This window comes from Microbacterium sp. SORGH_AS_0969, from assembly GCF_030818255.1.
Classification (GTDB): Bacteria; Actinomycetota; Actinomycetes; order Actinomycetales; family Microbacteriaceae; genus Microbacterium.
Window position 1 is genome coordinate 3,010,028 of record NZ_JAUTAG010000001.1, and the last position, 16,888, is coordinate 3,026,915.

The 16,888-nt window shown below is 69.7% G+C and carries 12 protein-coding genes and 2 pseudogenes; 4 read left to right on the top strand and 10 right to left on the bottom strand.

Features of this window, described 5'->3' with window-relative positions; all coding sequences use genetic code 11:
• Positions 1-695: 695 nt before the first annotated feature.
• Positions 696-2,106, bottom strand: a pseudogene (locus QE388_RS14065) (zinc-dependent metalloprotease).
• A gap of 126 nt (positions 2,107-2,232) precedes the next feature.
• Between QE388_RS14065 and QE388_RS14070 the strand changes: the two are divergent.
• Positions 2,233-3,372 (top strand): PDZ domain-containing protein, encoded by a 1,140-nt coding sequence (locus QE388_RS14070; RefSeq protein WP_275800553.1) that lies wholly within the window; start codon positions 2,233-2,235, stop codon positions 3,370-3,372.
• A gap of 42 nt (positions 3,373-3,414) precedes the next feature.
• Positions 3,415-6,328, top strand: a pseudogene (locus QE388_RS14075) (UPF0182 family protein).
• A gap of 264 nt (positions 6,329-6,592) precedes the next feature.
• Here the strand turns inward: QE388_RS14075 and QE388_RS14080 are convergent.
• The 7 genes from QE388_RS14080 to idi are packed head-to-tail and all read right to left on the bottom strand — an operon-like array spanning position 6,593 to position 12,180.
• Positions 6,593-7,486, bottom strand: coding sequence for a prenyltransferase (locus QE388_RS14080; RefSeq protein ID WP_275801581.1), 894 nt, complete (start codon positions 7,484-7,486; stop codon positions 6,593-6,595).
• Entirely contained in the window at positions 7,483-7,800 is a 318-nt protein-coding gene (locus QE388_RS14085; protein ID WP_275801582.1) for a lycopene cyclase domain-containing protein, read from the bottom strand. Before QE388_RS14085 ends, QE388_RS14080 begins: the two co-directional genes overlap by 4 nt.
• Entirely contained in the window at positions 7,797-8,144 is a 348-nt protein-coding gene (locus QE388_RS14090) for a lycopene cyclase domain-containing protein (protein WP_275801583.1), read from the bottom strand. Before QE388_RS14090 ends, QE388_RS14085 begins: the two co-directional genes overlap by 4 nt.
• A 1-nt stretch (position 8,145) precedes the next feature.
• Positions 8,146-9,702: a phytoene desaturase family protein gene (gene crtI / locus QE388_RS14095; protein WP_307385904.1), complete on the bottom strand. Its 1,557-nt coding sequence runs from the start codon at positions 9,700-9,702 to the stop codon at positions 8,146-8,148.
• A complete protein-coding gene (locus QE388_RS14100; RefSeq protein ID WP_307385907.1) occupies positions 9,699-10,568 on the bottom strand; it encodes a squalene/phytoene synthase family protein in 870 nt (289 codons plus the stop codon). The genes crtI and QE388_RS14100 overlap by 4 nt, the downstream gene beginning before the upstream one ends.
• Positions 10,565-11,632, bottom strand: a complete 1,068-nt coding sequence (locus QE388_RS14105) for a polyprenyl synthetase family protein (RefSeq protein ID WP_275801586.1) — start codon at positions 11,630-11,632, stop codon at positions 10,565-10,567. The genes QE388_RS14100 and QE388_RS14105 overlap by 4 nt, the downstream gene beginning before the upstream one ends.
• Entirely contained in the window at positions 11,629-12,180 is a 552-nt protein-coding gene (gene idi, locus QE388_RS14110) for an isopentenyl-diphosphate Delta-isomerase (protein WP_275801587.1), read from the bottom strand. Before idi ends, QE388_RS14105 begins: the two co-directional genes overlap by 4 nt.
• A gap of 72 nt (positions 12,181-12,252) precedes the next feature.
• Between idi and QE388_RS14115 the strand changes: the two genes are divergently transcribed.
• Positions 12,253-12,723 carry a MarR family winged helix-turn-helix transcriptional regulator gene (locus QE388_RS14115; RefSeq protein ID WP_307385909.1) on the top strand — a complete coding sequence of 157 codons (471 nt, stop codon included), beginning with the start codon at positions 12,253-12,255 and terminating at the stop codon, positions 12,721-12,723.
• A 17-nt stretch (positions 12,724-12,740) separates the two neighbouring features.
• Here the strand turns inward: QE388_RS14115 and QE388_RS14120 are convergent, their stop codons facing one another.
• Complete coding sequence (locus QE388_RS14120) at positions 12,741-13,391, bottom strand: formylglycine-generating enzyme family protein (RefSeq protein ID WP_275801588.1); 651 nt, start codon at positions 13,389-13,391, stop codon at positions 12,741-12,743.
• Between the two features lie 210 nt (positions 13,392-13,601).
• Between QE388_RS14120 and QE388_RS14125 the strand changes: the two genes are divergently transcribed.
• Entirely contained in the window at positions 13,602-14,252 is a 651-nt protein-coding gene (locus tag QE388_RS14125; RefSeq protein WP_307385912.1) for a TetR/AcrR family transcriptional regulator, read from the top strand.
• A gap of 49 nt (positions 14,253-14,301) precedes the next feature.
• Here the strand turns inward: QE388_RS14125 and QE388_RS14130 are convergent, their stop codons facing one another.
• On the bottom strand, positions 14,302-16,746 hold the full coding sequence (locus tag QE388_RS14130) for a hypothetical protein (RefSeq protein ID WP_307385914.1): 2,445 nt from the start codon (positions 16,744-16,746) through the stop codon (positions 14,302-14,304).
• Positions 16,747-16,888 lie beyond the last annotated feature (142 nt).

Sequence of the window (16,888 nt, forward strand, 5' to 3'; positions counted from 1 at the left end):
TCGCGCACGGGCGGGCGAGCAGTTGCGCCGCGAGAAGCGGCCACGACCCGTCGAGGCGCTGTGCCGTGGCATCCAGACACGACAAGCACGCCGTGCGTCCGGGGTGGACGACCGGACCGATGGTCGCGCTGGCTCCGTCGAGAACCAGGGGCAGGTGCACGACACCCTCGCGGAGGAGGGCTGATGCCCGGCGAGGATCCACGCGATGCGCCGCGAGGAGCACGACGCGCGAGCCGGCCGCGACCGGCGCCGTGTCGGCGCCCGCCCACGCGACCAGCCGGCTCCGCGCCGGTAGGGCGGCGAGCACCGCGCGGACGGCGGCCGGGGGCAGGTCGTCGGCGGTCTGCACCACGAACGTCCCGGGGCGTCGGGAGCGCACGAGCGCGGGGGAGAGCGTCGTGAGCAGCGCATCGGCGTCGGCGTCCGCGTTCGGTGCGCGATGCAGGCGAGCGAGTGCGCGGAGTTCGCTGCGCGTCGTCCCCGCCTCGAGCGCGTCGATCGCGCGTTCCACCCACGGCGCCGAGTACTCCACGCGAGCGCGGGCGGGCGCGCCGAACTGCACGGTGCCGTCGGAGCGGAAGAGCGGGGGAGCGGCCTGGTCGAGTCGGATCATCCACCGATGATCTCGGGCTCTCCCGCGCCGCGCCCGCTTGTCCACACGCCGCGGGACTGCGGCGGCTGCTGGGGAGGAGGAGTCAGACCGGACGCTGGTCGCCCGGTGTCCCCTCGTCGCCGTCGGACTCCTCACGGCCCGGAGCGCCGTCACGGTCCTGGTCGGCGAGGTTCTCCTCCGCCAGCAACTGGGCGAGCGCGTCGTCCATGGCATCCGTCGGGGCGGCTTCACCGCGCGACGTGGCGACGACCCGTTCCACGAGGCGTGCCGGATCGTCGATGTCCTCCGCCGACGGCATGAGGTCGGGGTAGTCCCAGAGGGCGTCGCGGCCGGCCACCCCGACCGCGTCGGTGACGGCACGCCACATCGCGGCGGCCTCGCGCATACGGCGCGGACGCAGTTCCAGCCCGACGAGCGAACCGAGAGCCTGCTCGGCAGGACCGCCCACCGCGCGGCGACGTCGCACCGCCTCGGCGATACGCGCCGCGGCGGGGAGGCGGGACGTCGCGTCCTCCGTGACGACGTCGACCCAGCCCTCGATCGTGGCGAGCAGATTCTCGAGGCGCGTCAGCGCCGCGGTCTGCTCCTCCGAGCGCGCCGGCAGCAGGGCACCGCTCTCCAACGCGCTGCGGAGTTCCTCGGGCTGCGAGGGGTCGAACCGCGACGCGAGGTCTTCGAGAGCGTCGGTGTCGACGCGGATACCGTGCGCGAAATCGCGCACCTGAGAGATGACGTGCAGTCGCAGCCAGCGCGCGTGCCGGAAGAGACGTGCGTGGGCGAGTTCGCGCGTCGCGAGGTACAGCGCGAGCTGGTCGTCGGGGATCTCGAGATCGCGGGCCGAAATCGGCGAAATTCTGCGGCAGGATCGCGGCTTCGCCGTCGGGCATGACCGGGATGCCGACATCTCCGCCGCCGACGACCTCGGTGGAGAGTCGACCCACGACGTGCCCGAGCTGTGTCGCGAACAATGAGCCGCCGACCGTGCGCATCAAGCGGCCCGCGCCCGCGATCATCTCCTGCATGTCGTCGGGTGCCTGCTGACCGAGGGCGTCGGTCAGTGCGTCGGCGATACTCGTCGCCACCGGCTCGGCGAGCTCTTGCCAGACGGGAAGCGTCGCGCTGACCCACGCGCCGCGGGTGACGGCGCGCGCGGGCTGCGAGAGCTCGGCGATGTTCGTGGCCTCGCCGAGCCAGAGGTTCGCGAGGGCGAAAGCCTGAGACAGGTCGCTGCTCTGACCCGCGGTGACGCCCAGACCGTCCTGATTGGCGATGTGCAGCGCCTGGCGTTCGGCCAGGCTCCAGTCCACACCCTCTTGCGTGCCCGCGAACGCGCCCTGCAGCTGGCTCATCACGGCCTGCAGCATCGCGGGGTCGATCTGCATGCCCGACAGCCGGGAGAGCTGTTCGGGATCGATGCCGGTCATGTCGCCCGACATCAGGCGACGCATGAGCTCCTGGAACTCTTCTTCAGGGTTCCGGTCGTCGTCTGCCACTTCTTCGCCTCTCAGCCAGGTCAAGGGGAACGGGATCTACGCTAGTCGCACGTTTCCTCGCTCTCCCCGGCTCGGCTCCACGCCGCTTACGCCGCGCGCGAACGATCCCCGGTAAAGGTAGGACCCGTGACCCTGTTCGACGAGAACGTCTCCGTCGTGCCCGCTCCCGCACGCCGACGGTCACGCACGACCCTGTTCGGGTTGTGGTCCCTCGCCGTCGCGGTCGTGGTGCTCTTCGTCCTGACGTTCCTGCCGACGGCGTACGTGATCCAACAGCCGGGGCCGGTGCTCGACACGCTCGGAACGTCGAAGAACGCCGACGGCGTCGACGTGCCGCTCATCACGGTGCCGGACGAGAAGGGCGACCCGACGACGGGCCAGCTCGATCTGCTCACCGTCCAGGTCAACGGAAACCGCGAGCGTCGGCCCTCCTGGATCGAACTGGCGGCCGCCTGGTTCGACCCCTCCCGCGCGGTCATCCCGATCGACCGAATCTTCCCCGAGGGGCAGACGACCGAGCAGCGCAACACCGAGAACGCCGCGCTGATGACCGACTCGCAGCTCGAGGCCTCCGCGGCCGCGCTGCGCCAACTCGGCTACGACGTCCCCCAGCGCATCGTGGTGGGGAGCGTCACCGGTGATGGTGCCGCCTCGGGCCTCCTCGAGGCCGGCGACGTGATCGAGTCGGTCGACGGAGCCGCCACCCCGACGGCGGACGACGTCAAGGCCGCCATCCAGGCCGCGGGAGGTCAGCCCGTGACCTTCGGGGTCGACCGGGACGGCACTCAGACGACCGTGACCGTCACCCCGCGCCAGGGCGAGGTCAACGGGCAGCAGCAGTGGCTCGTCGGTATCGTGCTCGCCATCGGCTTCGATCTCCCCGTCGACGTCAAGATCCAGCTCAACGACATCGGCGGCCCGAGCGCGGGCATGATGTTCGCCCTCGGCATCATCGACAAGATGTCGCCCGGCGACCTCACCGGCGGACAGCACATCGCCGGCACCGGCACGATCGACGAGCAGGGTCAGGTCGGTGCGATCGGCGGCATCCGTCAGAAGCTCTACGGGGCTCGGGATGCCGGTGCCACCTGGTTCCTCGCCCCGTCGGCCAACTGCAACGAGGTCGTGGGCCACGTGCCGAACGGCATCCGGGTGTTCTCGGTGTCGACCCTCTCGGACTCCCTGAAGGTGCTGGAGACGATTCGCGAAGGCGGCGACCTCGACGCTCTGCCGACCTGCGAGGCGGGCAACAGCACGGGATCGTAGTATCCACGGCTCACCCACAGTGGTCGCGCCTAGGATGAGGTGGTGACCACGACCTCAGCGCCGAACCAGGCCACGCCGCCGAACCGCTCCCGACGAATCATCTCGATCAGCTTGGCGATCATCGCCGCGCTGGTCGTCGCCTTCTTCGTGTTCGCGAACCTCTACGCCGATTGGATGTGGTTCGCGCAGCTCGGGTTCACGACCGTGCTGACCACGCAGTGGATCGCGCGGGCCGTGATGTTCGCCGTCGGATTCGTCGCGATGGCCGTCCCGGTGTGGGCGGCGATCCAGCTGGCGTACCGGCTGCGTCCCGTCTACGCGCGGCTGAGTTCTCAGCTCGATCGCTACCAAGAGGTCGTCGAGCCCCTGCGGCGCCTGGCGATGTGGGGAATCCCGATCTTTTTCGGCTTCTTCGCCGGCTTCGCGGCATCCGCACAGTGGGAGACGACCTGGCTGTGGGCGAACGGGGTGCAGACCGCGGTGACCGACCCGCAGTTCGGTCTCGACACCGGGTTCTACATGTTCGCGATGCCGTTCTACACGGCGGTCCTGGGCTTCGCGTCCGCCGTCGCCCTCGTCTCTCTCCTCCTCACCGCCGTGGTGTCCTACCTCTACGGATCCGTTCGGGTGGGCCAGCGCGAGCTGCGCATCTCGAAGGCCGCGCGCATCCAGCTGGCTGTGCTCGCCGGCCTCTACCTGCTCCTCCAGGGCGCCAGCCTTTGGCTCGACCGCTACCGCACGCTCATCCAGCCCGACGACCGCATCACGGGTCCGGGTTATGTCGGTGCCAACGCGGTGATCCCCGGCCAGACGATCCTCGCGATCGCCGCGGTGATCGTGGCTCTCGCCTTCTTCGTCACCGCGTTCATCGGCCGGTGGCGCTACCCCCTGATCGCGACGGCGCTGCTCGTCGTCTCGGCGATCGTCGTCGGGGCCGCGATCCCGTGGGCGGTGAACACGTTCCAGGTGCGCCCGAACCAGCTGTCGCTCGAGAGCCAGTACTACCAGCGCAACCTCGACAGCACGAAGACCGCGTACGGCATCGACAAGGTCGAGAAAGAGAACTTCGAGGCAACGACGACCGCTCAGGCCGGTCAGCTGCGCAACGACGCGGCATCCACCGCCCAGCTGCGCATCATGGACCCGGCCATTATCGGCCCCACCGTCCGCCAGCTCGAGCAGTACCGCTCGTACTACCAGTTCGCGGAGCCGCTCGACGTCGACCGCTACCAGATCAACGGGCAGAGCCAGGATGCCGTCGTGTCGCTCCGAGAGCTGAACACGAGTCAGCTCGGCGACGCCAACTCGTGGCAGAACTCCACCCTCGTGTACACGCACGGGTACGGCATGGTGGCCGCGGCGGGAAACGAGCGCACGGCCGACGGTGACCCCGTCTTCCTCGAACGCGCCATCCCGGGAACGGGCTTCCTCACGGACCTGAACTACGAGCCCCGCGTTTACTTCGGTGAGCAGTCGCCGCAGTACTCGATCGTCGGCGGGCCCGAGGGGGGCGAAGACATCGAGCTCGACTACCCGCTCGGCGCCGACGGAGGCACCGAGACGCGCACGACGTTCCGCGGGAACGGCGGTCCGAGCGTCGGCAACGTCTTCAACCGCCTCATCTACGCGCTGAAGTTCCAGTCGGAGCAGATCCTCTTCTCGGACTACGTCAACGCAGACTCGCAGATCCTCTACGACCGCAACCCCAAGGAGCGCGTGCAGAAGGTCGCGCCCTACCTGACGCTCGACAGCGACCCCTACCCGACCGTCGTCGACGGGCGCATCAAGTGGGTCGTCGACGGGTACACGACGAGCGCGAACTACCCGTACTCGACCGGTGTGTCGCTCTCTCGGGCGATCGCCGACTCGAACAACCCGGCTCCGACGTACGCACTGGATGACATCAACTACATCCGCAACTCGGTCAAGGCGACGGTCGACGCGTACGACGGCAGTGTGACGCTCTATGCGTGGGACGACCAGGACCCGGTCCTGCAGACCTGGCAGAAGATCTACCCGTCGACTCTCCAGCCCTGGAGCGAGATGTCGGCCGACCTCATGAGCCACGTCCGCTACCGCGACCGACCTCATGAAGGTGCAGCGGTCGATGCTCGGCGTGTACCACGTCGACGACGCCCGGTCCTTCTTCCAGCAGGACAACCGGTGGGCGACGCCGAACGACCCGCAGAACGCGAACGAGCTCCAGCCGCCGTACTACCTGACGATGAAGATGCCGAGTCAGGATGCGCCGTCGTACTCGATGTTCACGAGCTTCATCCCGGCGTCCCAGGGCGGTCAGGCGCGGAACGTGCTGACGGGCTACCTCGCGGTCGATTCCAACGCCGGTGACGAAAAGGGCACGAAACGCGACGACTACGGGCGATTGCGCATGCTCGTGATCGACGCGGCGACGACGGTGCCCGGCCCCGGCCAGGTGCAGAACACCTTCGACTCGGATACGAACGTGTCGTCGCAGATCAACATCCTCCAGCAGGGGCAGTCGCAGGTGCTCAACGGCAACCTGCTGACGCTCCCCGTGGGCGGTGGTCTGCTGTACGTGCAGCCCGTGTTCGTGCAGTCGTCCGGTGACACGAAGCTGCCGCAGCTCCGCCGCGTCCTGGTCGCCTTCGGTGACAAGATCGCGTTCGAGAACACGCTGAGCGAGGCGCTCGACGCCCTCTTCGGCGGAGACTCGGGAGCCGACACGGGAGACGAGTCGGTGACCCCGACGGATCAGGCGGAGAACCCCACTCCGTCGACCCCGTCCGCCCCGGCCGGCGACTACGCCGCGGCGCTGCAGGAAGCGCGCGACGCGCTGACGGCGCGCCAGCAGGCGCTCTCGAGCGGAGACCTCTCGGCCTTCGCCACGCAGGACGCGCGACTCACCGCAGCGGTCCAGCGCCTGCTCGAGCTGCAGGCGCCCTCCTCGGGAAGCACCGAGAACCAGGGCGGCTGACGCCCGGTCCACGACGAACGCCGGTGCCCCGCTTCCGCGGGTACCGGCGTTCGCCGTTCGCGCCGCGCCCCGCCTCGCGCGGCCCCGTGTGCCGCGCCCCGGCATCCATCACTCCCGTCGAGTGTCCAAGACACGCCGTAACCGGCACCGGGATAACGGCGTGTCTTGGACACTCGAGGGGGATGCCACCGCACGCGTCGGGCACCGCGAGCGCCGGGCATCGCGAGCGCCGGGCACGCGAGCTCGGCGGCCCCGACCCGCCCGTCAGGCCGTCAGGAACCACCACCAGATCAGCAGCATCGTCGTGCCGAAGCCGGCGATCTGGTTCAGCCAGAGGAAACGGTTCCACCCGGCCGTCGCGCGGTCGCTCTCGGCATCCGTGACGTTCCGGTACGGCCAGCAGACGACGAGGTAGGGGATCACCAGCACGGCTGCCAGAGGTCCGGGCCACGCCGTGAACAGCATCGCCACGCCGGCGAGGGCGTAGGCGACCAGCGCGAAGCGCACGGTCCAGCGCGCCCCTCGAGCGGTGGCGATCGACGAGATGTCGGCGGCACGGTCCGCCTCGACGTCCTGCACCGCCCCGAACGCGTGCGATGCGATTCCCCAGAGCGCGAAGGCGACGAACACGAACACGAGCTGCCAGGTCCAGGCCGCGCCGGCGAGCACGAGACCGTAGACGGCGGGCGAGAAGAAGTGGATGCTGCTCGTCACCGAGTCGGCGAAGGGGCGCTCTTTCAGACGCAGCGGGGGCGCGGAGTAGAACACGACGAAGAACAGGCTCAGCGCCAGGACCAGCCACGACAGCGGCGAACCGACGACCACCAAATACACGACGAACGGCATACACGACAGCGCCGACGCCCAGAGGGTGATCGGGTGCATCCGTTTGTCGAGCACGGCTCCGTGCGTGCCGCCCTTGCGGGGATTGCGCAGGTCGGACTCGTAGTCGAAGACGTCGTTAACCCCGTACATCGCGAGGTTGTACGGCACGAGGAAGAACAGGATGCCGACGATCAGCGTCGCGTCGATCTGACGCGTCGTGAGCAGATAGGCCGCGGCGAAGGGGAACGCGGTGTTGATCCAGCTGACCGGTCGCGACGACACGAACAGCTCCCGCAGGACGCGGCCGGGGGTGAGAGCGGCGGGGGCGGTCATGCGGCATCCTTCGGGGACGGGTGAGGGGACAGCAGCGTGAACACCGCCGGCACGAGGAAGGCGGCGCACAACGGGTACGCGAAGTCCTCGATCGGGGCCAGGCCGAGGCGCAGACCGCTGAGGTGCTGCTCCGGGTACGAGAAGAGGTCGACGGCGATCATGAGGTTGTCGAAGACGAGGGTGAGAGCGATGAGGACCAGCGCGACGAGCATCGAGGATGCCATGCGCTGCCGGAAGCGCGGACGGGCGAGCGTCGCGAGGGTCACCGCCGCCGTGAGGATCACGAAGGGAAGCACGATCAGGGGGTAGGTCATGCGTCCTCCTGAACACGGGCGCGGTCACGGATCCGGGCGCGTGCTCGCCGCTCGAACACGGCGTACATGACGACCGCGAGGTAGCTGAGGAAGAGGAGGAAGAAGACTTCCTCGAGCGGCAGGTGCGGTGCCAGCTCGACGCCGACGAAGAGCGGACTCTCGCCCTTCACGAAAACGCCCGTGACGATGCCCACGGCATCCCACACCAGGAAGAACACGGTCGCGACGAGGACCGAGGCGATCGTCCGAACGGGCGCGACGCGCAACGCCAGCGAGAACTTCACATCGATCGCGATCATCCCCGCGAGCGAGAACAGGATCGCGCCCAGGTAGATCCCGGGCACCTCAGACCGCCGCGCGCACGGGTTCTGCCAGGGGGCCGGGGGAGGTGTCTCCGGTCAGACGCTTGACGACGAGCTCGGCCGAGATGAGGCACATCGGCAGACCGATGCCCGGGAGCACCGACGTGCCCGCGTAGTAGAGGTTCTGCACCTTTCGCGACCGGTTCTTCGGCCGGAAGATCGCACTCTGATTCAGCGTGTGCGCGAGACCGAGCGAGTTACCGTGCCAGGCGTTCAGGTCGTTCACGAAGTCCTCGGGGGCGATCGTCCGCCGCACCACGATGCGCTCGGCGAGATCCGGGATGCCGGTCCACTCCGCGATCTGCGCGATCACTCGGTCGGCCGCCTGCTCGATGCGCTGATCGCCCGATCCGTCGACGCCACCGCGGCCGCTCACGGGGTCCGCCGGGACGGGGACGAGGACGAAGAGGTTCTCGTGCCCCGCGGGGGCCACGGAGTCGTCCGAGGCGCTCGGCCGGCAGATGTAAATGGACGCCGGGTCGGGGATCTTCTTGTCCTCACCGAAGATCGCGTCGAAGTTCGTGTGCCAGTCGTCGGTGAAGAGCAGGGTGTGGTGCGTGAGCTGGGGGAGTTCGCCCTTCACCCCGAGCAGCAGCAGCAGTGCTCCGGGGCTCGGGACCTTGTCCTTCCACCACTTCTCGGGGTACTGGCGGTCCTTCTCCTCGAGCAGGTGATTCTCGGTGTGGTGCAGGTCGGCGCCGGACACCACGGCATCCGCGGCGATCACTCGCCCGTCCGCGAGCCGCACCCCACGGGCGAGACCAGACTCGGTGATGATCGCGTCGACGGGGGCCGAGGTCTCGATCTGCACACCGCGCTCGCGAGCGAGCTTCTCGATGGCGGTGATGATCTCCGTCATCCCGCCCTTCGGGTAGAGCACGCCGTCGCCGAGGTCGAGGTGACTCATGAGGTGGTACAGGCTCGGCACCTCGAAGGGCGAGCCGCCGAGGAAGACCGCGGGGTACGCGAGGATCTGCTGGAGGCGCGTGTTCTGGAAGTCCGTCGTGACGCGCTTCCACAGGGTACGCGTGAGTAGAGGGATGAGCGTGGGGAGTCGCTTCACGAGCGCGGGGTCGCGCAGCCCCTTCGTGGAGGAGTACGGGTCGTAGAGGAACTTCGACGTCGACAGCTCGTAGGCGTCCTTCGCCGAATCGAGGTAGGCGTCGATGTTGTCGCCCGATCCGGGCTCGTGCTCCTCGAACAGCGCCCGCACGGCCTGGCGTCCCGACACGATGTCGATCGGCTCGCCCTTCCCGGGAGGACCGTAGACGCGGTAGGCCGGGTCGAGGCGGACGAGATCCAGCTGCTCATCGGCACTCGTGCCGAGCAACCGGAAGAAGTGGTCGAACACCTCGGGCATGAGGTACCAGCTCGGCCCGGTGTCGAACCGGAAGCCGTCCGCCTCCCACGACCCCGCGCGCCCACCGAGGGAATCGCGGGCTTCGAAGAGGTGGACGTCGTGGCCGCGGTCGGCCAGCAGAGCGGCGGTTCCCAGACCGGCGATTCCGCCTCCGACGACGACGATGCGCTGGGCGCTCATGAGCGGGGACCTTTCGGTGGACGCCCCAGGAGGGCACGGGCAGCGAGAGTGGCTTTCACGCCGTCGGGGACGCGCACGCGCGGAGCACCGGCGGGGGAGAGGCGCAGGCGTCGCGACAGTTCGGCGAAGAGGTCGTGCGCGGCGGTGACGGCCGCCCGACAGTCGGGCGGAAGGTGCGGAATGACGGATGCCGCGGCGGCGAGGTCGGCGTCGATCCGATCGAGCACGGCGATGCGTCGTTCGTCGTCGGCTGCGCCGTCGAGGTAGTCGCGGCCGAGACGGTCGGCGTCGTCGGCGAGGTCGCGGAGGAAGTTGACGTCCTGGAACGCGGCCCCCAAGCGACGTGCGCCCTCGACGAGGTCGGCGGCGGGGCGCGCGGGAGCGGACATCCCGGCGTTGAGGAACACCTGCAGGCACATGAGCCCGACGACCTCCGCGGAGCCGTACACGTACGCGTCGTGCGACAGGTCGTCGTGCGCGGCGGTGTCGATGTCGGTGCGCATCGAGGCGAAGAACGGCGCGATCAGCTCGGCACCGATCCCGCACTCCCGCGCTGTGCGAGCGAAGGCGTGCACGACGAGATTCGCGCTGAAACCGGTGGCGATGGCATCCATCACCTCGGTCTCGAGGGCGTCGAGCACGGCGCGCTCGCGTTCGACCGTCAGGCCCGCGTCGTGGGCCGGCCCGTCGACGATCTCGTCGGCGACGCGGACCAGTGCGTAGATGTTGCGGACGTGCGGGCGAGGGCGCCGGCCGAGCAGGCGCGCAGCGAGGCCGAACGAGGTCGAGTAGCGCTGTATGACGGCCGCGGCCGCGTCGACTGCCGTCCGCGAATACAGGGCGAGTCCGGTGGGGCCGGTGCTCACGGAACGCGCTCCTGCACGGCGTCGACGAGGTCGAGGAGCATGCCCTGACACTCTTCCGGCAGGGTCGAGGCGGCGACGATGCCCCGTGCCTCGTCGAGGGTGTCGCGGACGAGGTGTTCGAGTCGGACGCGCGCCCCCGACGCGGACAGCGCACTCTGCGCGGCACGGATCGCGACCGGCCCGGTGTGGGCGTTCGCGAGGGCGTCGCTCACCTCGGGCCAGTGCTCGCTCTCGCGTGCGAGCACGATCAGATGCGTCTTCTTCGCCTCGCGGAGGTCGGAACCCTCGTCCTTGCCGGCGGTGGCGGCGCTTCCGAACGCGCCGATCAGATCGTCGACGAGTTGGTACGCCAGACCCAGACGCTGACCGAACCGCTCCAGAGCGTGCCGCACGGGCGCCTCCGCGCCCGCGAGCACCGCGCCCGCCTCGAGAGGCGCAGAGAACGAGTAGACGGCGGTCTTGTCGTGGGTCGTGCGCAGGATCGTGTCGGCATCGATGTCACCCGCCGAGACCGCGTTCTCGACGTCGGCCAGTTCGCCGGCGGCCGAGACGAGGACGGCGTCTTCGACGAGCAGGAGCAGGTCGCGGCGCACGTCCGCCGGGATCTCGGCCATCGCGACGAGCCGCGCGGCCTCGTGCAGCAGGAGGTCTCCCGCGAGGATGGCCGCCGCATCGCCGAGGAGCGCCGCCCCCGCGGCATCCGCGCCGCGCTCGGTCCCGCGAGAGCGGAACTCGCCGCCGACGTTGGGCATTCCGCGTCGCTCGACGTCGTGGTCGATGACGTCGTCGTGGACGACGAAGGCGGTGTGGAGCAGCTCGAAGGCCGCGGCGACCTGGTACAGCGCCGGCCGTGCGATGTCGGGCCCGCCCAGCGTGTCGAAGGCCGACACGACCAGGAGCGGACGGAAGCGTTTGCCGCCTTCCGCCGCACGGCGGATGGCGGATGCCAGGGCCCGGGCGCCGTCGCCGAGTTCACCGAGGCGTCTGTCGAGGCGCGCGAGGGCGCCCTCGATGGCGGAGTCGATGTCGTGGCGCGCTGCCGGGGTCGTGGCCAAGGCGATCACGATGCCCGCCGGATGGCTGGAGGGGGACTGAAGAGGTGGAGCTGCTGTGCCTGCAGGACGAGCCAGGGGCTGAATGCCCATGGTGTGGACTCGAGGGAGGCGGCCAGATCGAGAGGATCGACCCAGCGGTACTCGGCGACCTCGGCCGGGTTGGGCCGCGGCTCCTCGTCGGTGACGGCGAGGTACACGGGGCAGATCTCGTTCTCGACGATGCCGCTCGCGTCGACCGCGCGATACCGGAAGTGGGGGAGGGCGAGTTCGAGGTCGCGGACCCGCAGCCCCACCTCGAATGCGGCGCGACGGTGGACCGCGTCGGTCAGGGGCTCGGCGGGCGCGGGATGTCCGCAGAACGAGTTCGTCCAGACGCCCGGCCAGGTCTTCTTGTCGAGCGCGCGCCGCGTGACGAGCACCTGTCCGTCGGCGTTCACGACGTGGCACGAGAACGCGAGGTGCAAAGCGGTGTCCGCACCGTGCACACTTGCTTTCGGTGCGATGCCGATTTCGTCGCCGTGCTCGTCCAGAAGGACGACGTGTTCAATCTCGCTCATCGTGCCTCCTGTTTGCTAGTTTAGCTAGCGATGTGAGCTTCAATATACCGACGCCGAAAGGGGGTGTCCACCGTGACGGATACCACCACTCGTTCTGGTAGAAGGCCCGCCGTCGTCGAAACGCTGACCGCCGTGCGGGCCCTCAGCGACGCCCTCGACCGCATGCACAGCGGCATGAAGGGCGACATGGACATGAACGCGAGCGACCTCGCGACCCTGCGCATGCTCATCATCCGCGAACAGCGCGGTGAGATGGTCAGCCCGCACGACGTGGCGAGACACCTCCGCATCTCGACCGCGTCGACGACCAAGCTCATCGACCGTCTGGCGGCGTCCGGCCATGTGGAGCGTCGTGCGCACCCCTCGGATGGTCGCGCGCGCGTCGTCGTGCTCACCGACAAGTCGCGAAGCGAGTTCTTCCACCACCTCGGCGGGCATCTCGGGGCGATGCGCGATGTGGCCGCGAACTACAGCGATGACGAGCTCGCCACGATCTCCGGCTTCCTGCACTCCCTCACCGAGGCGATCACGACGACCGACTGAGCGGTGGCCGCCGGCGGTCACGAATCGCGCGCTCCGCGGGCGACGCGGACCCCGACGTCGTCGAAGCCGTCTCGCGGGCCGCCGCCCCGGCGGGTCGAGGCGCGTACGACGGCGGGGGCGTCGTTCCATCCTCCGCCGCGGAAGACGCGGGCGTTGCTCCGTTCCGGATCGACGAGGTCTTCGCACCACTCGGCGACGTTGCCCAGGATGTCGAACAGCCCGAAGAGATTGGGCAGACGGGCCCCGACATCGACCGGCGCGCGGAGACCGTCGGCCGCCGTCCATGCGATCTCGCGGATGGGTCCGTACGTCGACCCGGTGGCGCCGGCGCGGCAGGCGTACTCCCACTCGTCCTCGGTGGGCAGGCGGAACCCGTCGCTCTCGGCATCCGCGTGCACCTCTTCTCCGTCGAACCGATAGACGGGGTCGAGCCCTTCCCACTCCGACAGGGCGTTGCACAGGCGGATCGCGCGGAACCAGCTGAGATCGACGGCCGGCCGACGAGAGTGCCGAGCCGGGATCCCGAGAAGCTCCGCGACCTGCTCCTCCGTCACCGGGTAGACGCCCATCTCGAACGGGGCGACGACGATCTCGCGTCGTTCGGCACCGCGCATGTCGCCGCGCAGCACGCGACCGGCCGGGATTCTCGCCATCTCGATGTCGGTCATTCCGGTCCCCGTCCGGGAGGGGTGGCGGCCCGGTCGCCCCGGGTGGAGTGGAGGGTTCCCATCGGTCATGCGTCCAGTCAAGCGCGGGTCGGCGAACTCGGACGAACGGGTTGACGGCCGGGTGAGGATCCCCGCTCGAACGTCAAGCCCTTTCCGAGCTCGGACACGAATGATTGGATGGACCCTCCAATCGATCGAGGAGAACCCGAGATGAGTCCCCGGCGCTATGCCTCCCCCCTGCGCAAGGCGGAGGCGGCTCGCACCCGTGCGGCGATCCTCGATGCGGCGTCCGCGTTGTTCTCTCGCGACGGTTACGCCGCGACGACGATGAAGGGGATCGCCCTCGAGGCCGGGGTGTCGGTGCAGTCGGTCCACTTGGCCGGATCGAAATCGGCGTTGCTCGTCGCCGCCTTCGAGCGCGCCTTCTCGGGCGCGGAGGCTCAGGATTCCCCGACGCACCCCCCGCTGATCGTCGCCGCGCTGGAACGACTCGAGGTCGACGAGGCGATGCGCGTCTGGCTCGACGGCATTGCCCGTGCCCACGAGCGCTCCGCCGGGCTCGCACGGGCGATGGTCATCGCGGCGGAGACGGATGCCGTGGCGGCCGCGGCCCTGGTCGACTTCGATGCGCGTCGCCGCGTCGGCATCCGCGTCGCCTCGGACTGGCTCGTCGGTCGGGGCCTGCTGCACGGGGAGGACGCGGACGAGGTGGCGGATGAGCTCAGCTACCTCGTGGGCCCCGAGACGTACGCGTTCTTCGTCACGCGGTCCGGATGGTCGCCCGCGCGGTACCGGGTCTGGCTCGAGCGCACGCTGCGCGATCTGCTCGCTCGCCGGACCACCGACGTTCCCGTCTCGTGAACGAGGCGGCGGCGCGAAGGTATCCGCGCCGCCGCCCTTCGTACTCGGTTCAGCGGGCTCGACGCGTCCGCACGCGGCGTCCGAGGACGAGCGCCGCCCCCAGCGCCATCAGCGCGAGTGCGCCGCCGGCGAGAGTCGGGGCGAGCGAGGCGTCCGCGCCGGTCTGTGCGAGCCGGCCGTCACCCGCGGGGACGGGAACCGGGGTCGGCGTGGCGGTGGCGCGGGGACTCGTCGTCGGGGGCGGTGTGGGCGACGGCCCCGGCAGCGGGGGAGTGTCCACGGTGACGCTGACGGCCGGGCCGTTCTCAGCGGTCCCTCGTGCGGTCGCGGTGACGGTGAGCGCCGTACCGGCGGGCAGGTCGCGGAAGGTGGTGGCATCCACTCCCTCGGCGAGGTCGGCGGCGGCGAGGACGTCGCTCCCCGAGAGCACTTGCACGGTCGTTCCGGTCGAACCCTTGGCGTTGGTCCACGTCACCGCCAGCGACGTCGGCGACAGGGCGGTGGCCCGCAGGTCGGTCACGGCGCGCGCGGGGAGTGCCGTCAGCAGGGCGTGCGCGTCGATGAGGCCGGCGCCGAACAGCTGTTGGTCGGTGACCGACGACGACGTCGGGTTCTTCAGGGGACCGGCCGTCGCGAACGCGGTGCGAGCGATGTCGGCGGCGGACTCCTGCGGCGCGTACTCGAGGGCGAGCGCGTGCACCGCGGCCGCGGTGGGTGCCGCCGCGGAGGTGCCGAAGAAGTACCAGTCGTTGTCCAGCGAGGGCACGCGCTGCGCGAAGAAACTGGTGCGGATGCCGTCGACCGACGCGATCTGCGGACCCATCACCCGCAGCGGCTCGGGGTAGGCGGGCGACACGACGGGCGTTCCGTCGACGAACCGGACCGGTTCGAAGAGCACGGTGGTGTCGCCGGCCGAGGTGAAGCGCTCCGGGACATCGGGCTCGAGGCTGAACGCCGCCGCCACACCGATACCGGAGCCGTCCGCCGGGTGTCCGACCGAGGTGAGACCGACAACGTCTCCGCCCTTCGAGCGGTCGTATTCGATCTCGGACAGGCCGGGGCTCCAGAACGACATCGAGAACGCCGAAGTGGAGGTCGAGCCCGTCGAGGTGTCGCGGAGGACGACGACGTCGAGATCGCCGGCCGAGACGACGTCCGTCGCCGTGGTGTAGACGGTCGGCGTGATGCCGTCGAGGTAGGACTCGCTGACGAGCTTCTCGTCGACGTAGAGCTGCGGAACCAGGGCCGTGGTCAGCCCGAACAACGGGTCGCCCCACTGCGCGACGAGACTCGGCACACCGTCCTCGGGGAAGGTCGCCGTGTCGGTGGCATCCTGACCGGCTGACGGGTCGAAGTCCAGGCAGTCGTAACTGGTCATCCCCTCCGGCGGCGTGACCCAGCTCGGGCAGTCCATGGGGCGGTAGGCGGGGGTCCGCCAGCCGTTGATCTGGAGTCCCGCGCTCTCGGTGCCCTTCGCGCCGATCTCGGAGCCGTTCCCGGCCGAGGTGTAGTACGCGACTCCGCGTGACTGAACCTGCGTGATCGCCGTCGAGATCCAGCCCTGCTGGTACAGAGGTTCTTCGCTCCAGCCGAGGTCATCGACGATGACGGTCGCCCCGGCGTCCGCGAGAGCCACGATGCCCTTCGCCATGTCCTGAGAGCTGCGCCAGCCGGTGTAGAAGACGATGCGGGCGCCCGGAGCGATGCCGTGGACGAGCTGGGCCATCGCCCGTCCCTCGTCGCCGCCGCCCTCGTCGGGCTCGATGTCGGAGAGGACCGTGACGGGTGTCTCGTACCCGCACGGGTTGCCCGGGCCGGGGAGCAGGCCCGCCTTCACATCTTCTTCGGGCGTCGTCTCCGCGTCCGGTGCGGCATCGTACGAGTCGGAGAGGATGCCGATGGTCACGCCCGTGCCGTCGACGCCGAAGTCCTTGCGCGCTTCGGCGGTGTGCAGGGGTGCGTCGGCCGTGCTCGGGAAGGCGCGACAGGACTTCTCAGCCGCCCCGCGCTGCTGCGCCGAGGGGATGTCGTCGACCGCCGGCGGGACGACGGGAATGGCGACCGGCTGCACCACGGGGTTCACCGCGCGGATGCCGTCGAGGCCGCGCAGGTCCGCCAGGGCGTCCGGGGCGACCCACGCCGTCGCCGACGACGTCAGCTCCTGCACGCTCACGATCTCGGCGAGCCGGCCGACCGCATCGAGCTGTGCGGTGTCGGGGCTGCGCGTGAACGTGATGGTCACGGAGAGGCGGCCCCGGTCGTCGAAGCGGAGTGAGCCGCGGCCCGAGCCGGGCGTGCCGACCGCCGAGGTGATGGCATCCGGAGAGTCGGCCCCGGCCTCGACGGCTTTCACGACCGCGTGGGTCAGTGTGAGGGCCGCCGGGATGTCGGTGGTGTCGGGCGTGCTCGGCTGGGCCGAGGCGGGCAGTGCGGCGGTGCTCAGCGAGCAGATCACGGCAGCGGTGATCGCCACCGCGCGAAATGCGCGATTCATCGTTGTTCGTCGTCCCCCAGTTTTCGGTCAGTGTAGGGGGCGAGATGCGGCGAGCGCGAGAAGAATCTTTCGGCCGATCAAGCCGGGGTTCTCGTGGACTTCGGAAAAGCAGAAGGCCCCGGATCGATCGATCCGGGGCCTT